Here is a 24898-nt window from a genome sequence, read left to right as displayed (position 1 = left end):
AATCGCGCTGCTGCTGGCGCTGACACCGATGCTTTCTCAGGCGGCTGTGCCGGATCGCACTTACCGTTTCAGCATCCTTCACACCAACGATGAACACGGCCATTTCTGGTTTAACGATCAGGGCGAATACGGTCTGGCTGCACAAAAGACGTTAATGGATACGCTGCGTTACGACATACAGGCCAAAGGCGGTGGCGCGCTGATCCTGTCTGCCGGTGACGTGAATACTGGTGTGCCTGAATCCGATGAATTAGACGCCGAACCTGATATTCGTGGCATGAACCTGATTGGCTACGATGCCATGACGTTAGGTAACCACGAATTTGATAAACCACTTGATGTGCTACGCAAGCAGGAGAAATGGGCGAAATTCCCGTTTTTAGCGGCAAATGTTTATCAGAAAAGCAGTGGGCAAAGGATGTTTAAGCCGTGGGCGGTGTTTAAACGTATGGGATTAAAAATTGCCGTGCTCGGTTTGATTACACCAGACACCCCGCGGCTGTCGAATCCGGCGGGTCTGAACGACATCGAATTCCGCGATCCCATTAGCGAAGCCCAAAAAGCGGTGGCTGAACTGCGTGCCAGTGAAAAGCCCGATGTGATCGTCGCACTGACGCACCTTGGCTACTACGCCGATGGCAAGCACGGCAGCAACGCGCCTGGCGATGTGACGCTGGCGCGTAGCCTGCCGAAAGGCACGATTGATATGATTGTTGGCGGTCATTCACATGATGCAGTGTGCATGGAAAAAGAGAATGTCAGCGTCAAAAATTATCAGCCGGGCCAGCCCTGCCAGCCCGATAAACAAAACGGGGTCTGGATTATGCAGGCCGATAAATGGGGCAAATATGTGGGTCGCGGCGACTTTACCTATCGAAATGGTGAGATCTCGCTAGAGTCGTATCAACTGGTGTCGGTGAATCTTAAGCATAAAATTAAGAATATGGATGGCAGCGAAACCTGGCTGACCTGGCAGGAAGCGATCCCGAAAAACACCGCCATGATGAAGCTGTTGATGCCGTACCAGAAACGCGCAGAGACGAAGCTGAAGATTAATGTGGGCAGCGCTGAAGGCGTATTCGAGGGTGAAAACGAAAAAGTGCGCTTTGAACAAACCAATCTTGGGCAGCTTATTTTGCGGGCGCAGATGGCGCATACTCACGCCGATTTTGCCGTGATGAGCGGCGGAGGCATTCGCACTTCTCTGAAGCCGGGCAAGCTGACCTGGCGTGATTTGTTGCAGGTGCAGCCGTTTGGTAATCAGGTGGTGTCGGTCCCCCTGACTGGGGCTGAGATTAAAAAGTACCTGGCGGTGGTTGCCAACCTCAAACCTGATTCTGGTGGCTTTGCCCAGTTTGCTAATGTGAGTCTGGTTGCTGACGGCAGCACGGTAAGTGATGTGCAGATTAACGGCCAGCCGATCGATGATAAACAAACCTATCGCATGGCAACTAACAGCTTTAATGCGGCTGGCGGCGATGGCTATCCGCGTCTGGATAACCATGCCGGTTATGTGAATAGCGGCGATGTCGATGCGCAAGTCTTACGCGCGTGGATTAACGCACATTCACCGATCAAAGCCAGCGATTACATGCCGGAAGATGAGATTATTCATTTAACGGAGTCGCAGATTAAAGCACGCGACAAAGCGGCGGAAAAGTCACGTAAACGCAGCTATCCAAAGATGATCCTGGCGTGGATTTGGTCGTAAGGACGGGTCAACGTATTGAACTTAAGGAGGCGTAAGCGCCTCCTTTTTAGCGGGCTTCGCAAGATTTACGCACTATCCAGCGCTGACGTAGCTTATACCATAGCCAGTTGTAACCAAGGGTATAGGGCAGAAAAAACAGGAAAAATGCCACCTCCACCAGAAACGCCTGTAACAGCGTAATGCTTAGCATCCACGCGGCAATCGGTAAACCAATCAGGATAAATCCGCCCTCAAAACCCAGCGCATGCAGGGCACGTAAGGAGAAATGGCGAGTCTGATCGGGCGGATAAAGGCGGTCAAAGCCGCTGTTATAGACCATGTTCCACAGCATAGCGATGCTCGACAGCATTATTGCCAGCGTGCCCATTTGAAACAGCGGCTTTTCCATTACCCAGGCGGCAAGCGGCGATACCGTAAGGATCGCTAAAATCTCAAATCCAGCGGCATGTAAAAAACGTTCTTTCATTGAGCGGGTACGCATAATGATCTCCTCTTAATTAGCCGTGCAGCTTCTCACGAAAAAATGCCAGGATAAAATGAATAACTATCGATAAAAGCGATGGATAAAATGCGATATTCCCCCGAATCTCTTGAAGCTTTTGTGCAAACCGTGAACAGCGGATCGTTTTCTGCTGCTGCGCGTATCCTGGGTAAAAGTCAGTCAACAATCAGTACGGCGGTGGCGAATCTGGAGGACGATCTCGGTTTTATGCTGTTTGATCGCAGCGGCAGGCAGCCGCTGCTTACCGAACAAGGACGGCGGACGTTACCGCAGGTGCAGCAGATTTTGGCCGCCAGTGAACGTCTGGATACGCTGGCGGTGCAGCTGGCGCAAGGCGTTGAGCCTCGTCTGAGTTTTGCCGTATCTGATTTTTGGCAAACCGATCATCATGAACAACTTCTCAGGCAGTTTGATGCACGTTACCCGGAGATTGAGCTGGAATGCATGATGGCGGAAGACGAAGATGTGCTCGATCTGTTACAAACTGGCCGGGTGCATTTAGGCGTGGTTCGCACCCAGCCACGCTTGCCTGCGGATATTGCGATGGCACGTTTACAGGTTGAAGCGCAGATGGCGATTTACCTGCATCGCGATCATCCTCTGGCGCAACAAGCCACTCTTCGCGAAAGCCAGCTAGAAGAAGTGCGTCATTTGCGCCTGAACACCTGGGTTGATCAGCGTGAGACGCTGCCGCTGGGGCGTGTATGGTCGGCACCCAATTATCTTTTATTACTGGAAATGGCCGAGCAGGGGTTTGGCTGGAGTATTTTACCGCGCTGGCTGGTAAATCAGTTTGGTCATGGGGTTTTACAAGAGCTACCTTTAGCGGGTTGGCCGCAACATATTGCGATAGAAGTGATCTGGTCGCGGCGCAATCCGCCAGGACCCGCCGGACGCTGGATGATCGATCAACTCTGCGCTCAGCCGCGCGTTTAGTCGCGGCGAGCAATATCGGCGAGCGGCGCATCCAACAGACGAGAAAGATCCTGCGGAGCTAACTCAATGTCTAAACCCCGTCGGCCGCCAGAGATAAACAGGGTGGCAAATTCAGCGGCTGAATGATCGATCACCGTTGGCAGACGCTTTTTTTGGCCTAACGGGCTGATCCCCCCCACCAAATAGCCGGTAATGCGCTGTGCCATTTGCGGATCGGCCATATCGGCTTTTTTTGCCTTGAACGCTTTAGCGACCTTCTTTAAATCAAGCTGGCTGGCAACCGGTGTGACCGCAACCGCCAGCTGTTTTGCATCACCGTTTAACGCCACCAGCAGCGTTTTGTAAACCTGTTGTGCATTTAGATTGAGTTTTCGGACCGCCTCATCACCAAAATGCGTTTCCTGGCTGTCGTGATCATAAGGATGCAATGTAAAGCTGACGTTTTGTTTTTCAAGTAGTTTTACCGCGGGTGTCATAGCTGTACCTGTTTTGCTGAGGTGATCACCATAATCTTATGGCAAAAAATAGTGAATAAAGGTGGCGAAAGTTTGTTCTTTGGGTGAAAATTGGCCCCGCGCCAGCAACGCAATTGCTGAGCGATAACCAAAATCATAAACAAATTCCTCTTTGACGGGCCGATAAAACTATCGGCTCTCTTTTTTTATAAAATCTTAAGCAGATCCGGCAAATTATCCTCGCCGTAGAGATGCAACGCGCCCACGGCGACAATGTATTCCCCGGCAGGCAGAGCCTGTAACGTGCTGCGCCACTGGGTATTACGCTGGCTGATTAACGTGTCGTTAAGCGCCTGACTAAAGGTGGTCGGCAGGGCAATGTGTGACTGACGCGGCGGCGCATCCAGCCACCAGCTCACCATCATCTGTAGCAGCCGTGCATTGGTGTGCCAGTGCATTAACGTATCCTGCAGCAACATCATGCCATCGTCCGGCAGCGTTTTTAGCAGCGAAATCTGCGTCTCCGCGCCTTCCAGTTCAATTATCGGCTTCTGCCAGTTTTTTGCTGCCTGTAAGAGCTGATAATCGATGCCGTAATCGGGTCGAAGCCCTAATCGTTGAGCCTGCTGCGCCTGTAACATTAGCGCTATTTGCCAGGCGGGTAGGGTGTCAAAGACGCTGACAGTAAGATTAAGTTCGTTACACAGAGCGTCAAGCTTTGCCAGAGCGTCAGTATCAATACGTTCGGCTAAGGGCGCGCGCTCACCGCTGTTTTCAAAAGGCGAGCCGCCCTGAGTAATATCCGCCTCGACAATCAGCGCATCAGCCTGTTGCAGCTGGCGTAGTAAACGATCGGGCAACGGCTGCATATCGCGGGTGCCCATATGAATACTGCCTACCAGATGCAGTGTGCGATTGCCAAGCCGCACATCGATGGCAGGCCAACGATAGCTGACGGGAAACAGTCGGTTCATTAATCTGCGCAAAGTATGCCAAACGCTACCTGTCATTCCCTGTCCTTAATTCGCTTAAAACGCCATGCTAGCGATTTCAGAACGTGAAAAATAGCGTTGTAGTGGCGATTACTGACGCGGCGGATGATAACGCAACAGTCGGTTAGCATTGCTTACCACGGTAATGGATGACAGTGCCATTGCTGCGCCCGCCACAATGGGGCTTAGCAACGTGCCGGTCAGCGGATAAAGCACTCCCGCCGCGACCGGAATACCGATGCTGTTATAAACAAACGCACCGAATAAATTCTGCCGAATATTGCGTAAGGTCGCAGAGGAGAGGGCTAAGGCATCAGCAACGCTGTTTAAATCGGCACGCATTAAGGTAATGGCCGCGGTTTCCACGGCGACATCGCTGCCGCCACCCATCGCAATACCCACATCGGCCTGTGCCAGCGCAGGGGCATCGTTAATGCCATCGCCGACCATTGCCACTACGCGGCCCTGCTGCTGCATTTTTGCTATCGCATCGGCTTTGCCTTCTGGTAATACCCCGGCAATCACTTCGTCAATTCCGGCTTCAGCGGCAATAACGCGCGCGGTTTTTTCATGATCGCCTGTCAACATAACCAGCCGATAACCGGCTTGATGCAGCCGCTGGAGAGCCGCGTGGCTTTCGTCACGTAACTGATCACGCAAGCCAATTAAGCCCGTCAGTTTGTCATCCTGCGCCAGTAAAACGGGCGTTGCGCCTTGCTGTGTCAACCGATCGATGTCGGCCTGTACAGACGGGCAATCAATGCCTTGCTCGTGCATTAGCATCGCATTGCCCAACAGCATTTTTTTGCCGTCGAGTAGGCCGCTGACGCCTTTACCGCGTAGGGTACGAAACTGCTCTACCTCCGATTGTTTTGCCTCACCCGCTGCTGCGACAATCGCCTTCGCCAGTGGATGGCTGGCTGACTGCTCAAGTGCGGCGGCGGCCTGCAAAACAGCCTGACGGTCAGCAGGACCGAGGGGGATAACGTCAGTTACCTGTGGCGTACCGGCGGTTAACGTACCGGTTTTATCGAATACCAGCGTGTCGATTTTACTGGCGCGTTGAAGCGCATCGGCATCACGCACCAGTATGCCCAGTTCCGCAGCGCGACCCACACCGGCAATAATTGACATTGGCGTCGCTAAACCCAGGGCGCAGGGGCAGGCGATAATCAATACCGTGGTCGCAATCACCAGCGTGTAGGCAATTTGCGGTTGTGGCCCAAACAAATACCAGAGCAGCCCGCTAATAACGGCAATAGCAACAACGACCGGGACAAAGACAGCTGAAATCCGATCGGCTAAACGACCAACGTCTGGCTTACTGCTTTGCGCCTGACGAACCAGACGAATAATGCGCGACAGTGTGGTGTGATTGCCGGTCGCGCTGGTAACGAAGCGCACCGCGCCATCTTGCAGCAGCGTACCGGCAAAAATCGTATCGCCCGCAGATTTGCTTTGTGGCACGGCTTCGCCGGTCAGCATGGCTTCGTCTAACCAGGCTTCGCCGTCCTGAATTTTGCCATCAACCGGTACGCGATCGCCGGTAACTAATCGCAGTATCATGCCTGGTTGCACTGCGCTAACGGGCAGTAATTTTTCGCCATCATCGGTGATGACGCGTGTCTGGTCCGGCGTTAAATCGAGCAGGCGCTCAAGCGCTTTCGATGAACGCTGACGCGCTCGCTGTTCCAGCGCATGGCCAAGATTTATCAGGCCGATAATCATTACGCTGGCTTCAAAGTAGAGGTGGCGTGCCTGCATCGGGAAAAAATCCGGCCACAGCACTACGCTGAAGGAGTAGATCCACGCAGCGGCTGTGCCAAGCGCGACCAACGTATCCATTGTGGCGCTGCCGTTCATCAGGCTGCGCCAGGCACTACGATAAAAATGGTTGCCGGTAATGATCATCACCAGCAGCGTAACAATACCCAGCGTCAGCCAGAGCGTATGGTTATTCCCGGTCAACATCATATTGTCGCCGGGCATGCCCCGAAGCATTAGCGGGATGCCAAACAGCAGCGCAACCGCAGCTTGCCAGCTGAAACGGCGCATGGCTTTACGGGCGCTGCTTTGTTGTTTCTTGCGGCGTTCCTGCTCGTCTTCTATGATCTGCGCGCCATAACCGGCACCATCAACTGCGGCGACCAGCTGGTGTGGTTCGACGTTACCCAGCACCAGCGCGCTGCGTTCACCTAAATTGACGCGCGCCTGGCTCACTCCCTCTACCTGTTGCAGCGCTTTCTCAACCCGACTGACGCAGCTGGCGCAACTCATGCCATCAATTAACAGAAAATGGGCCGGCAACGTTTTTTCTGCCGGTTGAGAAGTAAATTCCGTTGTCAGCGCCTCCGGCGGCGGCTCTGCTGCTGTCAACGGCTCAGACTTTGGGTGGCTGTTATTTGTTTTCAGACTGGCGTGATAGCCCGCTTGCTCAACCGTCGCAATCAGTTCAGCGGCCTCAGCATCGCCTACAATTTGCGCTTCCTGCTGGGTAACTTCTGCCTGTTCGACATCGCTACGCTGTTCCAGCGCCTCTTTCACGCGCTTGACGCAATGACCGCAAGACAATCCGTCCAGCGTCAGGGAAATAGTCTGTGACATATTCAACTCCTCGTTTCATGCTATTTGATCGTGTGGTCATTTTCGATGAGTGTTAAAGGTTAGACCTTCCATCAAGGGGAAGGTCAAGCATTTAACTGGCTGGCTGTTGGAGGCTTTCCGCAAAACGTAAGAATAGCGATGAAATGCAAACAGGGCGGCGAGAGTGCGAAGGAAAACGCATTCGGCGGAAGCTGGCAAGGTTGGCAGATGCGTTAACATTGGGGGCAGCGCAATGAATATACATTACGGCGAATCGGGTAAAGGGCTTCGCATTGGGCATACCCGGTTCCTCTGAGTAATGACATCGGGCTTGCCAGACGGAGGCAGCGCGGGATAGCAATACCCGTTTGCAACTCGTTCATCGCAGGGCGGGAACAATATTGCACTGCAACGAACGACCACTCCGCTATATCGGAAGCCAGACGCTGTATTCACGCTGTGCCTGCTGTTTACAAGGCATAGTGGGCTACAATCCTTTTTAGTCGTATGTCTACCTTGCGCTCACTTAAGCGTGGCAAACCGGGAAGTTCAGGAGAGGTTCAGCAGGTAAATAATTAAACGGGCATAGCGCCTCTATGGGTTGCGTCATTCTGTTACCCGCCTTCGGGAGGGAAGGGGAAAGAGAAAATGAATATCAGCGATGTAGCAAAAACAACCGGGCTTACCAGCAAAGCAATTCGATTTTATGAAGAGAAGGGCATTGTCACACCACCGTTGCGCAGTGAGAACGGGTACCGTAGCTACAATCCGCATCACGTCGAAGAGCTGAATTTATTGCGCCAGGCGCGTCAGGTGGGCTTTACGCTTGACGAGTGCCGCGAACTGGTCACGTTATTCAACGATCCTGCGCGTCATAGCGCGGATGTGAAAGCGCGCACGTTGCAAAAGGCAGACGAAATTGCGGTGCATATTGAAGAACTCCACGCCATGCGTGCACGTTTATTAGCGCTGGCAGAAGCCTGTCCGGGCGATGACGGCGCCGAATGCCCCATCATTAATAACCTGGCGGGTTGCTGTCATCATTCGGAAGGGAAGCGCGGTTGAATACGCAGCGTGATGCCTTCCACAGCAATCACTTCGACCTGAGTGCCCGCTGCTAAGTCCTGTTCAGCCTGTACGCGCCAGCTGCTGTCACCAATGCGTACATGACCCAGCCCATCCTTGAGTGAGGTCTCCAGTGTCAGATGCATACCAATCATCTGGTTGCCGCGCTGGTTCAGTGCATTCGGCTGTTGTAGGTTTTCGCGGTAGCGCATCCAGCGATACCACAAGAACACGCAAACCAGAGTCAGTATTGCAAACATCGAGCCCTGTGCCGTCCAGCTGAACGGAATAAACCATTCGATAATGCCCACCATTACCGCCGCCAGGCCGCTCCATAATAAGTATCCGCTGGTGCCCAGCATTTCTGCCGCCAGCAGCAAGCCTCCCAGGGTCAGCCAGAACCAGTGCGGATGAGCAATAATATCAACCAGCATTAGCGTTTCGACTCGGAGCGTGCATCTTTAAGCAATTCACTGATACCCGCGACGGAACCCAGCAAGCTACTGGCGTCCAGCGGCATCATCACCACTTTGCTGTTATTCGCCTCGCCAATTTTTTGCAGCGCATCGGTATATTTCTGCGCCACAAAGTAGTTGATCGCCTGAACATCACCGGCAGCAATTGCCTCAGATACCATTTTAGTGGCACGCGCTTCGGCTTCCGCCTGACGTTCACGCGCTTCCGCCTGTAAAAACGCAGAAGCGCGTTCGCCCTCCGCTTTGAGAATCTGTGACTGCTTTTCACCTTCAGCACGCAGTATTGCGGCCTGGCGAACCCCTTCTGCTGCCAAAATATCGGCGCGCTTGGTGCGCTCTGCTTTCATTTGCGCATTCATCGCGCCAATCAGTTCCTGCGGTGGGCGTACATCACGGATTTCAATGCGGGTAATTTTTACGCCCCACGGATTCGTCGCTTCATCGACAATATGCAGCAACCGCGTATTGATGCTGTCACGCTGCGACAGCATTTCATCCAGCTCCATGCTGCCCAGCACCGTGCGCATATTGGTCATCGTGAGGTTGATAATGGCCAGCTCAAGATTACTGACTTCATAAGCGGCCCGTGCCGGGTCAACGGCCTGAATAAAACACACCGCATCAATGGTGACGTTTGCGTTATCTTTGGAGATGATCTCTTGCGAAGGGATGTCCAGCACCCGCTCCATCATATTGATCTTACGACCAACACGATCCATAAACGGGACCACCAGACTTAAGCCGGGTTGCAGCGTACGGGTATAACGACCGAAACGCTCTACTGTCCACTGGAAGCCTTGCGGCACAATTTTGACGCCCGCCCACACGGTGACAAGCGCCAGTACGATAAGCACCGGAATAACAGTCAACATATAACCTCCAGATTGTCAGCCTGACGGGCCGAGTCGCTTCGGCCCGTTGTCCCTCACTTAATACAACAGCGAGTAGAGCTGGCGACGATAGCGTGCAGCAAGTGCGTCGCCGGTACCTAGCGCAGCCAAAATTTCTTGCAGCATTTTCCGCGCCTGGCCATCAGCGGCATTCAGATCAGATTTAAGGAAGCTAAACAGTAGCTCCAGCGCCTCTTCGTTGCGGCCCACCTGATGGAGTTGTAACGAAAGTTTAGCAGCCAACTCGGCATTCAAAGGCTCGCTCTCCAGCTGAGATTGTAGCTGTTGAATTTCCGGCGTATCGGCGGCTTGCTTCAGCAAATCGATCTGCGCGATCAGGCTTTGGTAGCGCGTATCCTGATCCTGTAGCGGCACCGCTTTCAGCACCGCTTCTGCTTCGTCGCTGCGGTTCAAGGTAATCAACACGTCAGCCAGCAGGAAACCGATTTCGCTCGACTGGTTGCTTAACTGCCACGCCTCTTTCAGCAGCGGCAGTGCATCAAGCGGCTTGCCTTCTTCCATCAGTGCCATTGCCTGCTGCGCTTTAAGTTCTTCTTCCCGCGGCAGTACTTTTTCTAACAGCGCACGGACCGCTTCTTCTGGCTGCGGTCCCTGGAAGCCATCAACCGGCTGGCCATTCTGGAACAAATAAACCGTCGGAATCGATCGCAAGCCAAACTGCGAAGCCACCATTTGCTCTTTATCACAATCCAGTCTGGCGAGAATAAACTGTCCGGCATATTCCTGCGCTAAACGTTCCAGCAGCGGCGTAAGTTCCAGACAATGCTGGCTGCGCTCGGACCAGAAGTAAAACAGCACCGGCAGCTGCATCGACTGCTCAAGTGTCTGATGCAGGTTGGATTCGTTGATGTCGATAATCGAAGCGTGTGGTGACATGAATAAGTCTCTTTGCAGAAAGTGTTCTAAGAATATGGGGCCAACGAGCCGCGCTTCAAGTTGAATTCGGCTTGAGTGGTTAATGGCTGCGCAAAATGCGATCCATCATCCAGCCCGGAAGCAAGCGTTTCAGCCAGCCCATAACGTGTGCGATCAAGGTCACCGGATAGCGTAAACGTGGATGTTTGCTCTCCAGCGCGTGGCGTAATTTAGGCAGAATGGCTTCCGGCGGCAGGGTAAAACGGGCAGCAATACCGGGGTTGCGCACGGGTTTCTCTTGCTCACCCTGGGTGACGTTGTCGGTGAAACGCGTTTTGAGTGGACCGGGCTCAATCAGGCTGACATGCACGCCGCTACGGCAAACTTCCAGGCGTAGCGCATCGCTCCACGCTTCCAGCGCATACTTGCTGGCGGCATACGCACCACGACCGGGTGTAGACACCAGACCCAGCACTGAACTGGTATTAATGATGCGACCATCGCCACAGGCCTGCAGGGCAGGAAGCAGGCGCATCGTAAACTGATGTGTTCCAAAAAGATTGGTGGCGAATTGCTGTTCTAGCTGTTGGCGGGAGAGAGTTTGCAGCGGGCCATAAACGCCAAAGCCACCGTTGTTAAACAAAGCAAAAAGTGTGTTGTTAGTCAGGGCGATCACCGTGTCCGCAGCGCGATCGACACTAGCGGGATCGTTGAGATCCAGCTGCAATCCAACAAAGCCGAGCGCGTTCATGCGTGCCACGTCTTCAGTTTTGCGGCAGGCGGCAATAACGTTATATCCACGTGCCAGCAAATCGTTTGCTGCGACAAGGCCAATGCCACTGGAACAACCGGTTATCAGGACAGATTTTTGCATTTATTTACCTGTTTTTGCGCTGGATGTGACGATTACTGCTTAACTAACGGAGCAAGTTCTTTTGCCATTAAGTTGGCAATAAAAGGTTGCGCATCAGGATTGGGATGAATGCCGTCCTGCTGCATCCACTCAGGTTTCGGGTAAACCTGCTCCATAAAAAAGGGCACCAGAGGGATGTCGTACTGTTGTGCCAGATCGGGATAGATCCCGCTGAACGCTTCCGTATAACGACGTCCATAATTGGCCGGTAAACGAATCTGCATCAGCAGCGGTTTAGCATTGGCAGCTTTCACGTCGTCGATGACTTTACGTAAATTTTGCGCAATAGCATCAGGCGTAAAACCGCGTAAACCATCATTACCGCCCAGTCCGATTAACACCCACTGCGGTTGATGCTGTTTTAATAGAGCAGGTAAACGTGCCAGTCCTTGTGCAGCGGTATCGCCGCTGATACTGGCGTTGACGACTCTGGGTTGCTGCTGCCACTGCTTATTGAGCAGGCTGGGCCAGGCAGCAGAGGCTGACATCCGGTAACCGGCGCTCAGGCTGTCACCCAAAATCATCAGGGTGTCAGCCGCAGCAAGGCGAGACACCAGCAAAAGGCACAATAACAGGAAGGGATAATGCCAGCGGAAAACATTATTGAAGTTCATGATCTTACTAAGTCCGTCGGTCAGGGAGAGCATCAGCTAACCATCCTTACCGGAGTTGAGTTAGTTGTCAAACCAGCTGAAACCATCGCGTTGACTGGAGAATCCGGTTCCGGTAAATCCACATTATTAGGCATCCTGGCCGGTCTTGACGATGGCAGCAGCGGCGAGGTTAAGCTGCTGGGCCAGCCGTTACAGCAGATGAATGAAGAACAACGCGCGGCGTTACGCGCACAGCAGGTGGGGTTTGTCTTTCAGGCTTTTATGCTGGTGCCGACACTTAATGCACAAGAAAATGTGCAGTTGCCTGCCCTACTGCGCGGCGACAGCGATCGTCAAAGCCGCGATCAGGCCCGCGAGCTTCTTATTCAGCTGGGTTTAGGGGAACGTCTGCATCATCTTCCTGCCCAGCTTTCGGGTGGCGAGCAACAGCGTGTCGCGCTGGCTCGCGCTTTCAGCGGACGTCCTGGTTTACTGTTTGCAGATGAACCGACCGGTAATCTGGACCGCAAAACGGGCGATCACATCGCTGATTTGCTGTTTTCACTCAACCGCGATTTCGCCACCACCTTGATTCTGGTTACGCACGATGAACAATTAGCAGCGCGTTGCGATCGCCGATTACGTTTGCGTGACGGCAAATTGTGGGAGGAGCAATGATCTGGCGCTGGTTTTGGCGCGAGTGGCGTTCGCCTTCGCTGCTTATTGTCTGGCTGGCATTAACGCTGGCGGTGGCCTGCGTGCTGGCTTTGGGTTCTGTCAGCGATCGCATGGGAAAAGGGCTGAACCAGCAAAGCCGTGATTTCATGGCGGGTGACCGAACCTTACGCAGCGGCGATGTTGTGCCAGAAGCGTGGCTGAAGAAAGCGCGCGAAGAAGGTTTGTCAGTTAGCAGACAGCTGAGTTTTATGACCATGACGTTTGCCGGACAAACGCCGCAGCTGGCGGCGGTAAAAGCGGTGGATAACCGTTATCCGATGTTTGGCGTACTGCAAACGCAGCCGTCGGGACTGAAACCCGTTGCGGGCACGGCATTGGCGGCTCCCCGCTTGATGGCGCTCCTCAACCTGAAAGTCGGCGATCGGCTGGAGGTGGGCGATACTACATTGCGTATTGCCGGAGAAGTGATCCAGGAACCGGATGGAGGATTTAATCCGTTTCAGATGGCGCCACGTTTGCTAATTAACCTTGCCGATGTGGACAAGACCGGCGCGATTCAGCCGGGTAGCCGCCTGACCTGGCGCTACAAATTTGCCGGTAATCCCACGCAGCTGGCGTCTTATGACCGCTGGATCCAACCGCAGTTAAAACCCGAACAGCGATGGACGAGCATTGAAAATTCTGAAGATGCGCTGGGGCGCTCCATGCAGCGTGCGCAGCAATTCTTACTGCTTTCAGCGCTGTTAACGTTAATGCTGGCGATTGCGGCTGTGGCGGTCGCAATGAGCCATTACTGTCGCAGCCGTTATGATTTGGTGGCGGTACTGAAAACATTGGGCGCCACCCGTGGCGCATTGCAAAAGTTGATGATTGGTCAATGGCTGGCGGTATTATTACTGGCGACAATCGGCGGCAGCATTGTGGGGCAGGGCGTTGAAGCAATATTAATGACGATGCTGAAACCGGTGTTGCCGGCAAGCCTGCCCGCTGCCAGCGTGTGGCCATGGATGTGGTCAGTGGGATCTTTATTCGTTATTTCATTGCTGGTGGGGCTGCGTCCTTATCGTTTGCTGTTGGCGACGCAGCCGCTGCGGGTGCTGCGTCGGGACGCGGTAGCCAGTATCTGGCCGATGAAAATCTACCTTCCTGTGGTGGGTGTGCTGGTGGTAGCGCTGCTGGCCCTGTTGATGGGAGGCAGCAAAATGCTGTGGGCGCTATTGACGGGCGTGGTGTTACTGGCGGGATTACTGGCATTGCTCGGCTGGAGCACGTTACTGCTGTTGCGACGCTTAGTTTTGCGCAATCTGGCGCTACGGTTAGCAATCAACCGCCTGCTGCGTCAGCCGGGTATAACGCTGAGCCAGCTGGCAGCGTTTTCGCTGTCATTCATGTTGCTGGCCTTGCTGCTGGTGATGCGTGGCGATCTGTTGGATCGCTGGCAGCAACAGCTTCCAGCGGACAGTCCAAATTTTTTTCTGCTGAATATGACTGAAGATCAGGTGCCGCAGGTACGCGATTTTCTGCAAGTTCACCGGATCAAGCCAGAAATGTTTTACCCTATTGCCCGTGTGCGCCTGAGTGAGCTGAACGGCAAAAAAGCCGATCCGAAGATGGATAACGCGCTGAACCGCGAATTAAACCTGACTTCGCTGACAGAGCGACCCGATCATAATCCGCTGGTCGCCGGAAGCTGGCCACCGAAAGCGGGCGAAGTCTCAATGGAGGTTGAGCTGGCTGAGCGTTTAGGCCTGAAGCTGGGTGATTCATTGACCTTTGACGGCGATACACAGACATTCCGCGCCAAAATTACCAGCCTGCGTAAAGTGGACTGGGAAAGTTTACGGCCTAATTTCTTCTTTATCTTCCCGCCGGGCGCGCTGGATGCGCAGCCACAAACCTGGCTGACCAGTTTTCGTATGGATCCCAACCCGCGATTACTGGCGCAACTGAACCGTCAATTCCCGACGCTTAGCCTGCTGGACATTGGCAGTATTATGCGGCAGATCGGCCAGCTGCTGGCGCAGGTCAGCCAGGCGCTAGAGATCATGGTCGTACTGGTAACGGCCTGTGGCGTGTTGCTGTTATTAGCGCAAATTCAGGTCGGGATGCGGCAGCGCCGTCAGGAACTGGTGGTATATCGTACGTTGGGGGCCAGTAAGCGGCTGCTGCGAAGCACGCTGTGGTGTGAGTTTGCCTTGCTCGGCGTCGTGTCAGGCGTGGCGGCAGCCCTGGGTGCAGAAGCAGCATTATGAGGCTTGCAGCGTAAAGTGTTTGATTTCCCCTGGCAGCCGGACTGGACGTTGTGGCTGATGTTACCGCTCGGCGGTGCGCTGTTATTGTCGTTGTGCGGCGGCTGGCTGGGCGTTCGGTTACTGAAAGGGAAAGCGCTGTTTAAAGGGTTTGAGGCAGGATGATGAACCAGAACCCTTAACGGTGGGCAACAGGTGAGGGCTGCGGCATGTTTACTTCTTTGCATGCGGTAGCTCTCACCCGGTTTCCCCTTATCTGGCAACTGAACGTTATGGGGATAAAAAATATACGATCAGAGTTTTTCCACGGCCCAGGCAATGCCGCTGGCATACGCTTCCGGCAGCTGTGGTATCAGCGCTTCAAGTGCAGCCTGAAGGCGCGGCTGATCGCTGTCGGTGAGATTTAAATGACCTACTTTGCGACCCGGACGCACCTCTTTGTCGTACCAGTGCAGGTGGACCAGCGGTTGTTGTAGCCAGTCCAGGTTTACCGCAGTGCCAATCAGATTCACCATCACTGAGGGAGCCATCACCACCGGTTGTGGCAAAGCCAGGCCCAGTACGGCCCGCAGATGCAGCTCGAACTGACTGATCGAAGCGCCATTTTGCGTCCAGTGCCCGCTGTTATGTACGCGCGGAGCCAACTCGTTGATTAGCAGGCCTTCCGGTGTGACAAAACATTCCATTGCCATCACGCCGACATATTCCAGCTCATGCATAATTGCGCTGAGCATCACTTCAGCCTGTTGCTGTTGTGCAGCATCGGCCTGCGGGAAAGCTACGCTGGTGCGCAAAATGCCGTCCTGATGCAAATTATGTGTCAGCGGATAAAACGCGGTGCTGCCATCTTGCGCACGCGCGCCGACCAGCGAGACTTCACCTAAAAAGTTAATGCCCTGTTCGACAATGCATTCGCCATAGCACTCATCAGGCAGCGTAGCGGTTTCACTGGCTCGTAAACGCCATTGACCGCGGCCGTCGTAACCGCCTGTGCGACGCTTCACAATTGCCAGTTCACCCAGCGTATTAAATACCTCTGGCCATTCACGCTTATCTGCCAGCAACTGCCACGGCGCGGTGGCGAGACTGAGCTGAGCGAGCAACTGTTTCTGGGTCAGACGATCCGCCAGACGTGGAAAAATGTCGCGATTCACAAAGGCGGGATGACATGCCAGCTCGCGCGTTAAGGCGGTTTCAGGCCAGCGTTCAATTTCAGCGGTGATCACGCTTTCAGCGATGGGCAGCGCATCAGGATCGGTTTCCAGCCCCACCGGATACACCGCAATGCCTAAAGGCTCACCGGCCTGACGCATCATACGACCAAGCTGGCCATTACCTAAAACGCAAACCGGCTTCATGCTTCCTCCCGCGGGTCCGGGTTGTTCAGCACCTCATCGGTCTGGGTCTGACGCCAGTTGGCGAGGCGGGAGGACAGAGCGCTGTCGTGAATCGCCAGAATCTGTGCCGCCAGCAGGCTTGCGTTTGCGGCACCGGCTTTGCCGATTGCCAATGTGCCAACCGGAATACCGCGCGGCATCTGCACAATAGAATAGAGGCTGTCAACGCCGCTCAGCGCGGCGCTCTGTACCGGTACACCCAGCACAGGAACCAGCGTTTTGGCTGCCAGCATGCCAGGTAAATGTGCCGCGCCACCAGCACCTGCGATGATTACCTGATAACCATTATCAGCCGCCGTTTCGGCAAAGCTAAATAACTTATCTGGGGTGCGGTGCGCTGAAACCACTTCAACATGGAAGGGCACGTCCAGGCTGGTAAGAATTTCCGCAGCGAACTGCATGGTGGACCAGTCACTTTTGGAACCCATAACAATAGCAATACGGGCCGGGGCGGCGTTGGATGACATGCGGTCAGCTCCTGTGAATAAACAAACAGACCTGGCCGGGCGGACAGGTTTTGAAGGGCACAGAGAATAGCATGAGAAAGCAGCAAGGAAAACGGTTGCGTCGGGCTAAACTGGTCCGGTTCTGCTCGTTTTTTAAAAGTCGAATTCGATCAGTTGAGCACCGCTGTCATCCAGCTGAATCATTGACCCTTTTGTATGCCACGCGCCTAAAACGACGCGCTCGGCGGTTTCGCCCTGTATCGTCAGGGAATGTATGGCCGGGCGATGGGTATGACCATGAATCAGCATACGAACCTGCTGGCGCAGCATCGTTGCTTCAACCGCTTGCCGATTAATATCCATAATGGAGACAGATTTGTGTTGATTTGCCTGTTTGCTGTCGGCACGCATACGCGCCGCAATGCGTTTACGAATAAACAGCGGCAGGGCGAGAAATAGCGTTTGGATCCAGCGGTTATGTACTTTTGCGCGAAAGCGTTGATAACCCTGATCGTCAGTACACAAGGTGTCGCCATGCATGATCAATACACGGTGACCGTAGCGCGCTAAAACATGCTCTTCCGGCAATAACATCATACCGCTGGCACGGGCAAAGCGGCGGCCAATCAAGAAATCCCGATTGCCATGTATAAAGTAAACAGGCACTGGCAGGGCGTGCAAAGCCTCGGCAACTGTCTGGTGCAGCGGATTAGGATCGTCATCGCCAATCCAGGCTTCAAACAGGTCCCCAAGGATGTACAGCGCGTCGCAATGCACCGCTTCGCGCTGTAAAAAATGCAGAAAACCGGCGGTAATCGCCGGTTCTTCCTGACACAGATGGAGATCTGCGATAAACAGCGTGCGCGACATTACTCGCTGACGGTCACTTTCTGAATGATCACGTCGTCTTTTGGCACATCCTGGTGCATGCCGCTGCGACCCGTGGAAACGGCTTTGATCTTTTCAACGACATCCATACCTTCAACCACTTCAGCGAATACACAGTAGCCCCAGCCTTGCAGGCTTTCGTCACGGAAGTTCAGAAAATCATTGTCAGCCACGTTAATAAAGAACTGCGCGGTAGCGGAGTGTGGAGCGGAAGTCCGCGCCATAGCCAGCGTGCCGCGGGTGTTTTTCAGGCCGTTGTTGGCTTCGTTACGGATTTCTTCTTTGGTCGCTTTCTGCTTCATGCCCGGCTCAAAGCCGCCGCCCTGAATCATAAAGCCGTTAATGACGCGGTGAAAAATGGTGTTGTCGTAAAAGCCTTCACGGCAATAATCCAGAAAGTTTTGTACGGTTGCCGGCGCTTTGTCATCAAAGGTTTTAATCACTATATCGCCATGGTTCGTCTGGAAAGTTACCATTTTTGTTGTCCTGTAAAGGTTGTCGTCAGTCGCTAAGGCCGCATCGTTTAATGGCGTGCCTCTTTTTCTCGACGGTTCTTATATCATAATTTGCAATGGCACGTCAGCAGGGAGGCGCAGTTGGCTTGCTTTGCGTCGCGCGAGCGTTAAAAATACGGCACAATGTCGGGATACCCAAAATAAGTGTCAACTACATACGTCAATACGGAAATGTTCAATGCTTAAGATTTATAACACCCTGAGTCGACAGAAAGAGGAATTCAAACCCATTCATGCCGGTAAGATCGGTATGTATGTTTGCGGCATCACGGTGTACGACCTCTGTCATATTGGTCACGGGCGGACGTTTGTGGCATTTGATGTGGTGGCGCGCTATTTACGCTATTGCGGTTATCAGCTGAATTATGTACGTAATATCACTGATATTGATGATAAAATCATCAAACGTGCCAACGAAAATGGCGAAAGTATTGAAACGCTGACTAATCGCATGATCGGCGAGATGCATCAGGACTTTGCGGCGTTAGGTATTTTGCCGCCAGATTTGGAGCCGCGCGCCACGCGCCATATTGCGGAAATTATTGCGCTGGTTGCGAAGCTGATCGCGCGTGGTCATGCCTATGTTGCGGATAACGGCGATGTGATGTTTGATGTGATGAGCGATGCCGATTACGGCGCCTTATCACGTCAGGATCTGGAACAGTTACAGGCCGGTGCACGTGTCGAAGTCGCGGACGTTAAACGTAACCCGATGGATTTTGTGCTGTGGAAAATGTCCAAAGCTGACGAACCCGCCTGGCCTTCGCCGTGGGGGGATGGCCGTCCAGGCTGGCATATTGAATGTTCAGCCATGAACTGTAAACAGCTTGGCGAACATTTTGATATTCACGGCGGCGGTTCTGATTTGATGTTTCCGCACCATGAAAACGAAATAGCGCAATCAACCTGCGCTCACGACGGTCCGTACGTCAATTACTGGATGCATTCCGGTATGGTGATGGTGGATCGCGAAAAAATGTCTAAATCGCTCGGCAATTTCTTTACTGTGCGCGACGTATTGCAGCATTACGATGCCGAAACCGTGCGCTACTTCCTGATGTCTGGTCATTACCGCAGCCAGCTCAATTATGGCGAAGATAATCTGAATCAGGCGCGTGCGGCATTAGAACGTCTTTATACCGCGCTGCGTCATACCGACAGCAGCGTGGCGGCGAGCAGTGGCGAAGATTTCGATGCACGCTTCCGTGCGGCAATGGATGATGATTTCAACACGCCAGAAGCCTATTCGGTGCTATTCGATATGGCGCGTGAAGTGAATCGTCTGAAAAGCGAAGATGTCGCAGCGGCGAATGCGCTGGCTGCAAAATTACGAGAAATCTCAAACGTTCTCGGCATATTGCAGCAAGATCCAGAGCAATTCCTGCAAAGCGGGGCGCGGGTTAACGCAGAGGAAGTGGCGGAAATTGAGCACTGGGTAAAAATCCGTGCCGAAGCTCGCGCGGCGAAAAACTGGGCGCAAGCTGACGTCGCCCGCGACAGGCTCAATGAATTTGGCGTCATTGTTGAAGACGGCCCGCAGGGATCGACCTGGCGCCGTAAGTAACCGGAGAGGGCGAGAAATCGCCTTTTTTATTATGCCGATTGCACAGATCCAGATTCGCGGTTTCCGTTCCGTCAGAGATTTAACGCTGCCGCTGCATCAGCTAAACGTGGTGAGCGGTCCGAACGGTTGTGGCAAGTCCAATCTCTATAAAGCGGTACGCCTGCTGCACGAAGCAGCCAGTGGTCGGCTGGCGCTGGCGCTGGCGGAAGAAGGCGGTATCCAGAAAGTCATGTGGGCGGGCGGCTTACGCCGGGGCGATCGTCGCCAGGATGTCAAACGGCTTTCGCTGGCAGTACAAATGGACGATATGGACTATCAACTGGATGTCGGCTTTCCCGAGCCGCTTGCCACCAGTTTATTCAACCGCGATCCACTGGTAAAAGAAGAGCATTTATGGCTGAGCGGTCATCAGCGCCGCCCTTCGTCCTGCCTTATGCAGCGTCAAAACCAAACGGCATTTTTGCATAATATAGAAGGCGAACGCGTCGCTTATCCGTCAGTTCTGCATCCGGAAGAGTCGCTGTTTGGCCAGCTGGGAGAGCCGCATCGCTATCCCGAATTATCTCAGGTGCGTGAACGGTTGCGGCAATGGCGCTTTTATCATGAATTTGCCGTCTGGCCGGGCTCGCCCATTCGCGCTCCGCAAATTGGCGTGCGCGCACCGGTTCTGTCTCATGATGGCAGTAACCTTGCGGCGGCCTGGGCTACCATTGTTGAGCGTGGCCATCACGAATTACTTTATCAGGTAATGGATGAAGCCTTTCCTGACAGCGAATTTCAGGTTGATGTGCAAAACGGACGTTTTCAGATGCTGATGTTGCGCCGTGGTATTTTACGCCCGCTGGAAAGCGCTGAACTTTCTGATGGTACGCTGCGTTTTCTCTGTTTAGTGGTTGCGCTGCTGAGTCCGCGCCCACCGCAGTTTATGGCGCTTAATGAACCTGAAAACAGTCTTCATGAGGATTTATTGCCTGCACTGGCACGTTTAATTGCAGAAGCCAGCCAGTTCAGCCAGCTCTGGATTACCAGTCATTCCCCCAGGCTGGCGACGTTAATTCGCCAGCATACGGCGCTGAATCATATTGAGTTAGCGCAAATCGACGGAGAAACGCGGGTGGCAGGCGCTGAGCGGATTTAAGGCGCCCCCATAGAACAGGGACGCCGGGTCTATCAGGCAATAACCGTTACACGCTGCCCAGCAAATTCTACCGTCTGACCGGGAAGGATTTTGCGACGCTTACGGCTTTCAATTATTCCATCGACCAGCACTTCGCCATTACCGATCACCACCTTGGCCTGTGCCCCGCTTTCTACCCAGCCTTCCAGTTTAAGCAAATCACAGAGATCAACGTGCGGGAATTTTCCCAGAGAGAAGTTCGCCATTATTTTGTCTCACTATCATGAAAGGCTTCACATGCGTGCAGCGTATTCTGAATTAAGGTTGCAACCGTCATGGGGCCCACGCCGCCGGGCACTGGTGTGATATAGGCAGCACGCTCAGCGGCGGTGGCAAAATCGGCATCGCCCACCACTTTGCCACTTTCCAGACGGGTAATACCCACATCAATCACAATCGCGCCGGGTTTAATCCAGTCGCCCGGAATAAAGCCTGGTTTACCGACCGCAACCACCAGCAGGTCCGCATGTTCAACATGATGGCGCAAATCTTTGGTAAAGCGATGCGTAACGGTAGTCGTACAGCCCGCCAGCAGCAGTTCCATGCTCATCGGGCGTCCTACGATATTTGATGCGCCTACCACCACAGCGTTCAAGCCATAGGTATCAATGTTGTAGCGCTCAAGCAACGTTACGATACCGCGTGGCGTACAGGGGCGCAGTTTTGGCGCACGCTGGCACAGACGACCCACATTATAGGGATGAAAACCATCGACATCTTTATCTGGAGTGATGTGTTCCAGAACTTTGACGTTATCGATGCCTGCTGGCAGCGGCAGCTGCACCAGAATGCCATCAATTTCCGGGTCGTTATTAAGATTATCAATTAACTCAAGCAATTCGGCTTCGTGGGTAGTGGCGGGCAAATCGTAAGAGCGGGAGATGAAACCCACTTCTTCGCAGGCGCGACGTTTACTGCCAACATAAATCTGCGATGCAGGGTTTTCACCTACCAGAACGACCGCCAAACCCGGCGCGCGTTTTCCGGCTGCCAGACGCTGCTTTACTTTTTCCGCAACCTCAAGGCGCACCTGCTGCGCAATCGTTTTACCGTCAATAATTTTTGCTGCCATCAGAGAGGAAATCCACTGTATTGTGTTGAAACGGGGAAGGCGCCTATTTTGTCAGAAGCGCATCGCGCTGTCAGGTTTTGAATTGCTGACATTGTCTTAATCTTCGACAACCATGCTGACTGGCAGGTCAAAACCGTTGACTCAACCGGGTCGCTCCGTATAATCCACGCCATCTCCACGCGCCCTTAGCTCAGCTGGATAGAGCACCGGCCTTCTAAGCCGTAGGTCATAGGTTCGAATCCTATAGGGCGCGCCATTTAAAACAATGAGTTAGATGTAAAAAAGAAAAAACCCACAACCGACCGAGGTCAAGTTGTGGGTCAAGTTATAACTTCTACGTTTTTTCTTTCCTAACCCACTCTTCATAGACCGATTCGGGCCATCCGAGAAATGTTCCGCTGGGCGTTCGCTCTGGCTTAGGGAACTCTTTTTTCTTTGCATACATCCGCCATAGGGTCGGCTTGCTCTTCCCGGTTAAGCGTTTCATTTCAGGGTAACCAATATACCGAGTAGCCATCTTCACATACCTCGCTTCTTCATGGCTTCGAGCAGGATGTCCTGCACTTCGCGTTTTGAATCGCGCCGCTGCATTACCAGTTCGTCTACGGTATCGGCGGCGATAATGTGGTGTATCCAGACCGGACGGTTATGCCCTGCCTGTATCTGGCGCGTTGGCCCTATACGTTCGATAATTTGCTGGTATTGCTCCAGATCCCACCAGTGGGAGAAAAACGCCAGTATATTGCCGCCATCCTGTAAGTTGAGGCCGTGGCCTGCGCTGGCAGGGTGAGCGAATAGCATCGGTATTTTTCCAGCGTTCCAGTCGCGCAGCGTCTGCGGATCGGAATCAAGCTGTTTACCCTTTGGAAAAGCTTTCAGTAAACGGGCTAAGTCGCTTTTAAAGTGGTAGGCAACCAGCACCGGCATACCGGCAGATTCGGCAATCAAGCTTTCCAGCGCTTGTAATTTGGCGTCGTTGATCTCTGACCACGTACCTTTGTCGTCGGTATAGACAGCACCGCTGGCGATTTGCAGACACTTCACCGTTTTAGCGGCGGCGTTCTGCACTTCGATGTCGGTGCCGTCTAGTTCCAGAAACATCAGCTTTTCCATTTCCTGATACTGTTGCCGCGCCTTTGCTGGCATCTGCACCCGGATAACGTTGTGGATCGGTTCCTCAATATCAAACCAGTCGGCTGCATCCAGCGAGATAGTTACATCACTTAGCGCTGCCTGCATTTGCTCCTGCGCAAAGGGGCGGGGTTCCAGCTTTGACCACTGCTGGCCGGGAAACTGAATGTTGTTGAACCAGCGAGAAGTGAATGCGCCAAAGGTACGGCCCAAACGCTGGCCCTGATCAACAAACCATGCCTGGCCCCACAGGTCGATCAGGCCATTCGGTGCAGGCGTACCGGTGAGATTCATCCAGCGGTTTACGTGCTTATGCGCTACCTTTGCCAGCGCCGCTGCGCGTTTGCCGCCTTGCCGTAACCGGAATGACTTTAACCGGGTGCTCTCGTCGGCGACTACCGTACCGAACGGCCAGCGATCCCCCAGCGTTTCAACCAGCCAGACCAGATTGTCGTAGTTGGTGGTATACACGCTGGCATTGGTGTTTTGCAGCGCCGCCAGCCGTTCTTTAACTGTTCCTACAATTGGCTGCATCTCAATATTGCGGAGATGGTTCCATTTATTGACTTCATCCGGCCATGTTGACCGTGCAACACGCAGGGGGGCGAGAACCAGCACCGGCTGTGTTTCGGCACCGCACATAAAGAGATCTTCCAGCGTGGTCAGTGTGGCAACGGTTTTTCCCATACCCATACCAGCCCAAATATTGGTACGGGGTAGGTTCAGGGAATGGTCGATAATGAGGTTTTGGTAAGGGCGGGGGGTAAATGCCTGTTGCACGCTGTTGTTCCTGTAAAAAGCCCCGCACTGTGGCGGGGCCGGTTATCTTATGCTGCCTGCTGGTTCAGCAACTGTGATAGTTTGGCTAATCCTTTTGGCGTTACCAGTACTTGCTCGACGGTCTTTTCTGAACCATCCCCCCTGGTGACAACGGTGACTTTATGCTCCAGCAAACCAGACTGGATCTTGCTTTGGTAAGCAAGCCAGCTTTTGCCCCCGGCGCGGCGGTAGATCCAGTTATTGGCGCTGAGGTAAGCGAAGAGGTCTTTTGGCCGAATTTGCAGATCTTTGGCCGCAGTGGTGATGCAGCTGCCACCGTCAGATTTTGCGATGCGGCACAGGGCATCAACATCCGGTTTCATTTCCTGCACCTGGTTTTCCAGGGTGAGCACCTTTTCGGTATAACCAAGCAGCAAACCGCGCATTGTAGCCGGGTCGTTAAGAGCAACCATCGGATCGATAACAGGTATAGCGTTGCGGGCTTCCAGTTCCTGCCAACGGTCAACCAGTCTGGCGGTAAACTCCGGGCAGAGTTGCGCGACAACTACGTAGCTGTCACGTTTGGTAAGGTGGTATTCGTGAGCTTTTCGGCCCAGGCGGTCGAGGTATTCCCCCATTGGGGGAAGACTAATAACACCACGATTGGCAAGGCGTTCAACGGATTGCTTGACCTTATCATGTCGGGATTCAACCAGAGTGGCGATCTCCCGGCTGGACATAGTTATGGGGGCCGCGCTATTATCCTGTGAGGTATACATCGTTAAGCCTCCTAAGCTTGAATGTTTTACTGACGCATCGGTAGTTGGCGCTACTGGTGCGTTTTTCATTTCAAAACTGCTCATCTGCATTTGCGGCCTCCTTCGCAGCCTGTTGTACAAAATTAATAATTTCTAACGCTAGCTGATACCCACCATTGAAGATCACCAGCAACTGCGCAGCTTCAAGTAGGCTGGCCAGATGTGCGAGTAAATCCGCATGATGAAGTTGTGACGGTTTTATAGCCATATCC

The 24898-nt window shown here is 53.5% G+C and carries 25 protein-coding genes, 1 tRNA gene and 1 pseudogene; 8 read left to right on the top strand and 19 right to left on the bottom strand.

What is annotated here, in order from left to right; genetic code table 11:
• Positions 1-28 precede the first annotated feature (28 nt).
• Positions 29-1711, top strand: a complete 1683-nt coding sequence (gene ushA / locus H2P46_RS01975; protein WP_238938930.1) for a bifunctional UDP-sugar hydrolase/5'-nucleotidase UshA — start codon at positions 29-31, stop codon at positions 1709-1711.
• Positions 1712-1757: 46 nt separating this feature from the next.
• Here the strand turns inward: ushA and H2P46_RS01970 are convergent, their stop codons facing one another.
• The gene (locus tag H2P46_RS01970) at positions 1758-2192 is read right to left on the bottom strand and encodes a multidrug/biocide efflux PACE transporter (RefSeq protein WP_193403545.1); all 435 of its coding nucleotides are present in this window, start codon (positions 2190-2192) and stop codon (positions 1758-1760) included.
• A gap of 87 nt (positions 2193-2279) precedes the next feature.
• On the opposite strand from H2P46_RS01970, the gene H2P46_RS01965 reads away from it, so the two are divergent.
• Positions 2280-3149 carry a LysR family transcriptional regulator gene (locus H2P46_RS01965; RefSeq protein WP_193403544.1) on the top strand — a complete coding sequence of 290 codons (870 nt, stop codon included), beginning with the start codon at positions 2280-2282 and terminating at the stop codon, positions 3147-3149.
• Here H2P46_RS01965 and ybaK read toward each other — a convergent pair.
• The 3 genes from ybaK to copA form a co-directional block, all read right to left on the bottom strand.
• Complete coding sequence (ybaK, locus tag H2P46_RS01960) at positions 3146-3625, bottom strand: Cys-tRNA(Pro)/Cys-tRNA(Cys) deacylase YbaK (protein ID WP_193403543.1); 480 nt, start codon at positions 3623-3625, stop codon at positions 3146-3148. The genes H2P46_RS01965 and ybaK overlap by 4 nt on opposite strands.
• A 185-nt stretch (positions 3626-3810) precedes the next feature.
• Positions 3811-4614, bottom strand: a complete 804-nt coding sequence (locus H2P46_RS01955) for a TraB/GumN family protein (RefSeq protein ID WP_193403542.1) — start codon at positions 4612-4614, stop codon at positions 3811-3813.
• A 72-nt stretch (positions 4615-4686) separates the two neighbouring features.
• Entirely contained in the window at positions 4687-7200 is a 2514-nt protein-coding gene (gene copA / locus H2P46_RS01950) for a copper-exporting P-type ATPase CopA (protein WP_193403541.1), read from the bottom strand.
• Positions 7201-7827: 627 nt separating this feature from the next.
• Between copA and cueR the strand changes: the two genes are divergently transcribed.
• Complete coding sequence (gene cueR, locus H2P46_RS01945) at positions 7828-8244, top strand: Cu(I)-responsive transcriptional regulator (RefSeq protein WP_193403540.1); 417 nt, start codon at positions 7828-7830, stop codon at positions 8242-8244.
• Here cueR and H2P46_RS01940 read toward each other — a convergent pair.
• The 5 genes from H2P46_RS01940 to tesA form a co-directional block, all read right to left on the bottom strand.
• The gene (locus H2P46_RS01940) at positions 8220-8678 is read right to left on the bottom strand and encodes an NfeD family protein (protein ID WP_193403539.1); all 459 of its coding nucleotides are present in this window, start codon (positions 8676-8678) and stop codon (positions 8220-8222) included. The two genes, cueR and H2P46_RS01940, sit on opposite strands and share 25 nt — an antisense overlap.
• Positions 8678-9592, bottom strand: coding sequence for an SPFH domain-containing protein (locus H2P46_RS01935; protein ID WP_193403538.1), 915 nt, complete (start codon positions 9590-9592; stop codon positions 8678-8680). The genes H2P46_RS01940 and H2P46_RS01935 overlap by 1 nt, the downstream gene beginning before the upstream one ends.
• Before the next feature lie 57 nt (positions 9593-9649).
• On the bottom strand, positions 9650-10507 hold the full coding sequence (locus tag H2P46_RS01930) for a co-chaperone YbbN (RefSeq protein WP_193403537.1): 858 nt from the start codon (positions 10505-10507) through the stop codon (positions 9650-9652).
• Between the two features lie 79 nt (positions 10508-10586).
• A complete protein-coding gene (locus H2P46_RS01925; RefSeq protein WP_193403536.1) occupies positions 10587-11360 on the bottom strand; it encodes an SDR family oxidoreductase in 774 nt (257 codons plus the stop codon).
• 32 nt (positions 11361-11392) lie between these two features.
• Entirely contained in the window at positions 11393-12016 is a 624-nt protein-coding gene (tesA, locus tag H2P46_RS01920; protein WP_193403934.1) for a multifunctional acyl-CoA thioesterase I/protease I/lysophospholipase L1, read from the bottom strand.
• On the opposite strand from tesA, the gene ybbA reads away from it, so the two are divergent.
• Both ybbA and ybbP read left to right on the top strand, forming a co-directional pair.
• Complete coding sequence (gene ybbA / locus H2P46_RS01915; RefSeq protein ID WP_193403535.1) at positions 11984-12670, top strand: putative ABC transporter ATP-binding protein YbbA; 687 nt, start codon at positions 11984-11986, stop codon at positions 12668-12670. The two genes, tesA and ybbA, sit on opposite strands and share 33 nt — an antisense overlap.
• Positions 12667-15084 (top strand): annotated as a pseudogene (gene ybbP / locus H2P46_RS01910) (putative ABC transporter permease subunit YbbP). Before ybbA ends, ybbP begins: the two are co-directional and overlap by 4 nt.
• A 128-nt stretch (positions 15085-15212) precedes the next feature.
• On the opposite strand, the gene purK reads toward ybbP, so the two are convergent.
• From purK to ppiB, 4 genes are all read right to left on the bottom strand, one after another.
• On the bottom strand, positions 15213-16277 hold the full coding sequence (purK, locus tag H2P46_RS01905; protein WP_193403534.1) for a 5-(carboxyamino)imidazole ribonucleotide synthase: 1065 nt from the start codon (positions 16275-16277) through the stop codon (positions 15213-15215).
• On the bottom strand, positions 16274-16783 hold the full coding sequence (gene purE, locus H2P46_RS01900) for a 5-(carboxyamino)imidazole ribonucleotide mutase (RefSeq protein WP_193403533.1): 510 nt from the start codon (positions 16781-16783) through the stop codon (positions 16274-16276). Before purE ends, purK begins: the two co-directional genes overlap by 4 nt.
• Before the next feature lie 132 nt (positions 16784-16915).
• The gene (gene lpxH, locus H2P46_RS01895; protein WP_193403532.1) at positions 16916-17632 is read right to left on the bottom strand and encodes a UDP-2,3-diacylglucosamine diphosphatase; all 717 of its coding nucleotides are present in this window, start codon (positions 17630-17632) and stop codon (positions 16916-16918) included.
• Positions 17632-18126, bottom strand: a complete 495-nt coding sequence (gene ppiB / locus H2P46_RS01890; RefSeq protein WP_193403531.1) for a peptidylprolyl isomerase B — start codon at positions 18124-18126, stop codon at positions 17632-17634. The genes lpxH and ppiB overlap by 1 nt, the downstream gene beginning before the upstream one ends.
• A gap of 217 nt (positions 18127-18343) precedes the next feature.
• Between ppiB and cysS the strand changes: the two genes are divergently transcribed.
• Positions 18344-19729 (top strand): cysteine--tRNA ligase, encoded by a 1386-nt coding sequence (gene cysS, locus H2P46_RS01885; protein ID WP_193403530.1) that lies wholly within the window; start codon positions 18344-18346, stop codon positions 19727-19729.
• A gap of 31 nt (positions 19730-19760) precedes the next feature.
• Positions 19761-20867: an AAA family ATPase gene (locus H2P46_RS01880; RefSeq protein WP_193403529.1), complete on the top strand. Its 1107-nt coding sequence runs from the start codon at positions 19761-19763 to the stop codon at positions 20865-20867.
• A 32-nt stretch (positions 20868-20899) separates the two neighbouring features.
• On the opposite strand, the gene ybcJ is transcribed toward H2P46_RS01880, so the two are convergent.
• The gene (ybcJ, locus tag H2P46_RS01875; RefSeq protein ID WP_193403528.1) at positions 20900-21112 is read right to left on the bottom strand and encodes a ribosome-associated protein YbcJ; all 213 of its coding nucleotides are present in this window, start codon (positions 21110-21112) and stop codon (positions 20900-20902) included.
• The gene (gene folD / locus H2P46_RS01870) at positions 21112-21978 is read right to left on the bottom strand and encodes a bifunctional methylenetetrahydrofolate dehydrogenase/methenyltetrahydrofolate cyclohydrolase FolD (protein WP_193403527.1); all 867 of its coding nucleotides are present in this window, start codon (positions 21976-21978) and stop codon (positions 21112-21114) included. The genes ybcJ and folD overlap by 1 nt, the downstream gene beginning before the upstream one ends.
• A 179-nt stretch (positions 21979-22157) precedes the next feature.
• Between folD and H2P46_RS01865 the strand changes: the two genes are divergently transcribed.
• Positions 22158-22234, top strand: a tRNA-Arg gene (locus H2P46_RS01865).
• Positions 22235-22312: 78 nt separating this feature from the next.
• Here the strand turns inward: H2P46_RS01865 and H2P46_RS22850 are convergent.
• Genes H2P46_RS22850 through H2P46_RS01850 form a run of 4 tightly spaced genes read right to left on the bottom strand, consistent with a single transcriptional unit; the run spans position 22313 to position 24894 of the window.
• Positions 22313-22495, bottom strand: a complete 183-nt coding sequence (locus tag H2P46_RS22850) for a helix-turn-helix transcriptional regulator (protein ID WP_238938914.1) — start codon at positions 22493-22495, stop codon at positions 22313-22315.
• A gap of 2 nt (positions 22496-22497) precedes the next feature.
• Entirely contained in the window at positions 22498-23889 is a 1392-nt protein-coding gene (locus H2P46_RS01860; protein WP_193403526.1) for an SNF2-related protein, read from the bottom strand.
• A 47-nt stretch (positions 23890-23936) separates the two neighbouring features.
• Entirely contained in the window at positions 23937-24737 is an 801-nt protein-coding gene (locus tag H2P46_RS01855) for a phage antirepressor KilAC domain-containing protein (protein WP_238938913.1), read from the bottom strand.
• A complete protein-coding gene (locus H2P46_RS01850; protein ID WP_193403525.1) occupies positions 24718-24894 on the bottom strand; it encodes a hypothetical protein in 177 nt (58 codons plus the stop codon). The genes H2P46_RS01855 and H2P46_RS01850 overlap by 20 nt, the downstream gene beginning before the upstream one ends.
• Positions 24895-24898 lie beyond the last annotated feature (4 nt).

Origin of the sequence: Mixta mediterraneensis (genome assembly GCF_014946725.1) — a bacterium.
In the GTDB taxonomy this organism is placed as follows: domain Bacteria; phylum Pseudomonadota; class Gammaproteobacteria; order Enterobacterales; family Enterobacteriaceae; genus Pantoea; species Pantoea mediterraneensis.
This window is presented reverse-complemented; position numbering and strand designations above follow the sequence as displayed.

Excerpts from the sequence above, each read along its gene's own strand:
- ushA (WP_238938930.1), top strand. The coding sequence starts at position 29 with ATGCTTTCTCAGGCGGCTGTGCCGGATCGCACTTACCGTTTCAGCATC.
- H2P46_RS01970 (WP_193403545.1), bottom strand. The coding sequence starts at position 2,192 with ATGCGTACCCGCTCAATGAAAGAACGTTTTTTACATGCCGCTGGATTT.
- H2P46_RS01965 (WP_193403544.1), top strand. The coding sequence starts at position 2,280 with ATGCGATATTCCCCCGAATCTCTTGAAGCTTTTGTGCAAACCGTGAAC.
- ybaK (WP_193403543.1), bottom strand. The coding sequence starts at position 3,625 with ATGACACCCGCGGTAAAACTACTTGAAAAACAAAACGTCAGCTTTACA.
- H2P46_RS01955 (WP_193403542.1), bottom strand. The coding sequence starts at position 4,614 with ATGACAGGTAGCGTTTGGCATACTTTGCGCAGATTAATGAACCGACTG.
- copA (WP_193403541.1), bottom strand. The coding sequence starts at position 7,200 with ATGTCACAGACTATTTCCCTGACGCTGGACGGATTGTCTTGCGGTCAT.
- cueR (WP_193403540.1), top strand. The coding sequence starts at position 7,828 with ATGAATATCAGCGATGTAGCAAAAACAACCGGGCTTACCAGCAAAGCA.
- H2P46_RS01940 (WP_193403539.1), bottom strand. The coding sequence starts at position 8,678 with ATGCTGGTTGATATTATTGCTCATCCGCACTGGTTCTGGCTGACCCTG.
- H2P46_RS01935 (WP_193403538.1), bottom strand. The coding sequence starts at position 9,592 with ATGTTGACTGTTATTCCGGTGCTTATCGTACTGGCGCTTGTCACCGTG.
- H2P46_RS01930 (WP_193403537.1), bottom strand. The coding sequence starts at position 10,507 with ATGTCACCACACGCTTCGATTATCGACATCAACGAATCCAACCTGCAT.
- H2P46_RS01925 (WP_193403536.1), bottom strand. The coding sequence starts at position 11,360 with ATGCAAAAATCTGTCCTGATAACCGGTTGTTCCAGTGGCATTGGCCTT.
- ybbA (WP_193403535.1), top strand. The coding sequence starts at position 11,984 with ATGCCAGCGGAAAACATTATTGAAGTTCATGATCTTACTAAGTCCGTC.
- purK (WP_193403534.1), bottom strand. The coding sequence starts at position 16,277 with ATGAAGCCGGTTTGCGTTTTAGGTAATGGCCAGCTTGGTCGTATGATG.
- purE (WP_193403533.1), bottom strand. The coding sequence starts at position 16,783 with ATGTCATCCAACGCCGCCCCGGCCCGTATTGCTATTGTTATGGGTTCC.
- lpxH (WP_193403532.1), bottom strand. The coding sequence starts at position 17,632 with ATGTCGCGCACGCTGTTTATCGCAGATCTCCATCTGTGTCAGGAAGAA.
- ppiB (WP_193403531.1), bottom strand. The coding sequence starts at position 18,126 with ATGGTAACTTTCCAGACGAACCATGGCGATATAGTGATTAAAACCTTT.
- cysS (WP_193403530.1), top strand. The coding sequence starts at position 18,344 with ATGCTTAAGATTTATAACACCCTGAGTCGACAGAAAGAGGAATTCAAA.
- H2P46_RS01880 (WP_193403529.1), top strand. The coding sequence starts at position 19,761 with ATGCCGATTGCACAGATCCAGATTCGCGGTTTCCGTTCCGTCAGAGAT.
- ybcJ (WP_193403528.1), bottom strand. The coding sequence starts at position 21,112 with ATGGCGAACTTCTCTCTGGGAAAATTCCCGCACGTTGATCTCTGTGAT.
- folD (WP_193403527.1), bottom strand. The coding sequence starts at position 21,978 with ATGGCAGCAAAAATTATTGACGGTAAAACGATTGCGCAGCAGGTGCGC.
- H2P46_RS22850 (WP_238938914.1), bottom strand. The coding sequence starts at position 22,495 with ATGGCTACTCGGTATATTGGTTACCCTGAAATGAAACGCTTAACCGGG.
- H2P46_RS01855 (WP_238938913.1), bottom strand. The coding sequence starts at position 24,737 with ATGCAGATGAGCAGTTTTGAAATGAAAAACGCACCAGTAGCGCCAACT.
- H2P46_RS01850 (WP_193403525.1), bottom strand. The coding sequence starts at position 24,894 with ATGGCTATAAAACCGTCACAACTTCATCATGCGGATTTACTCGCACAT.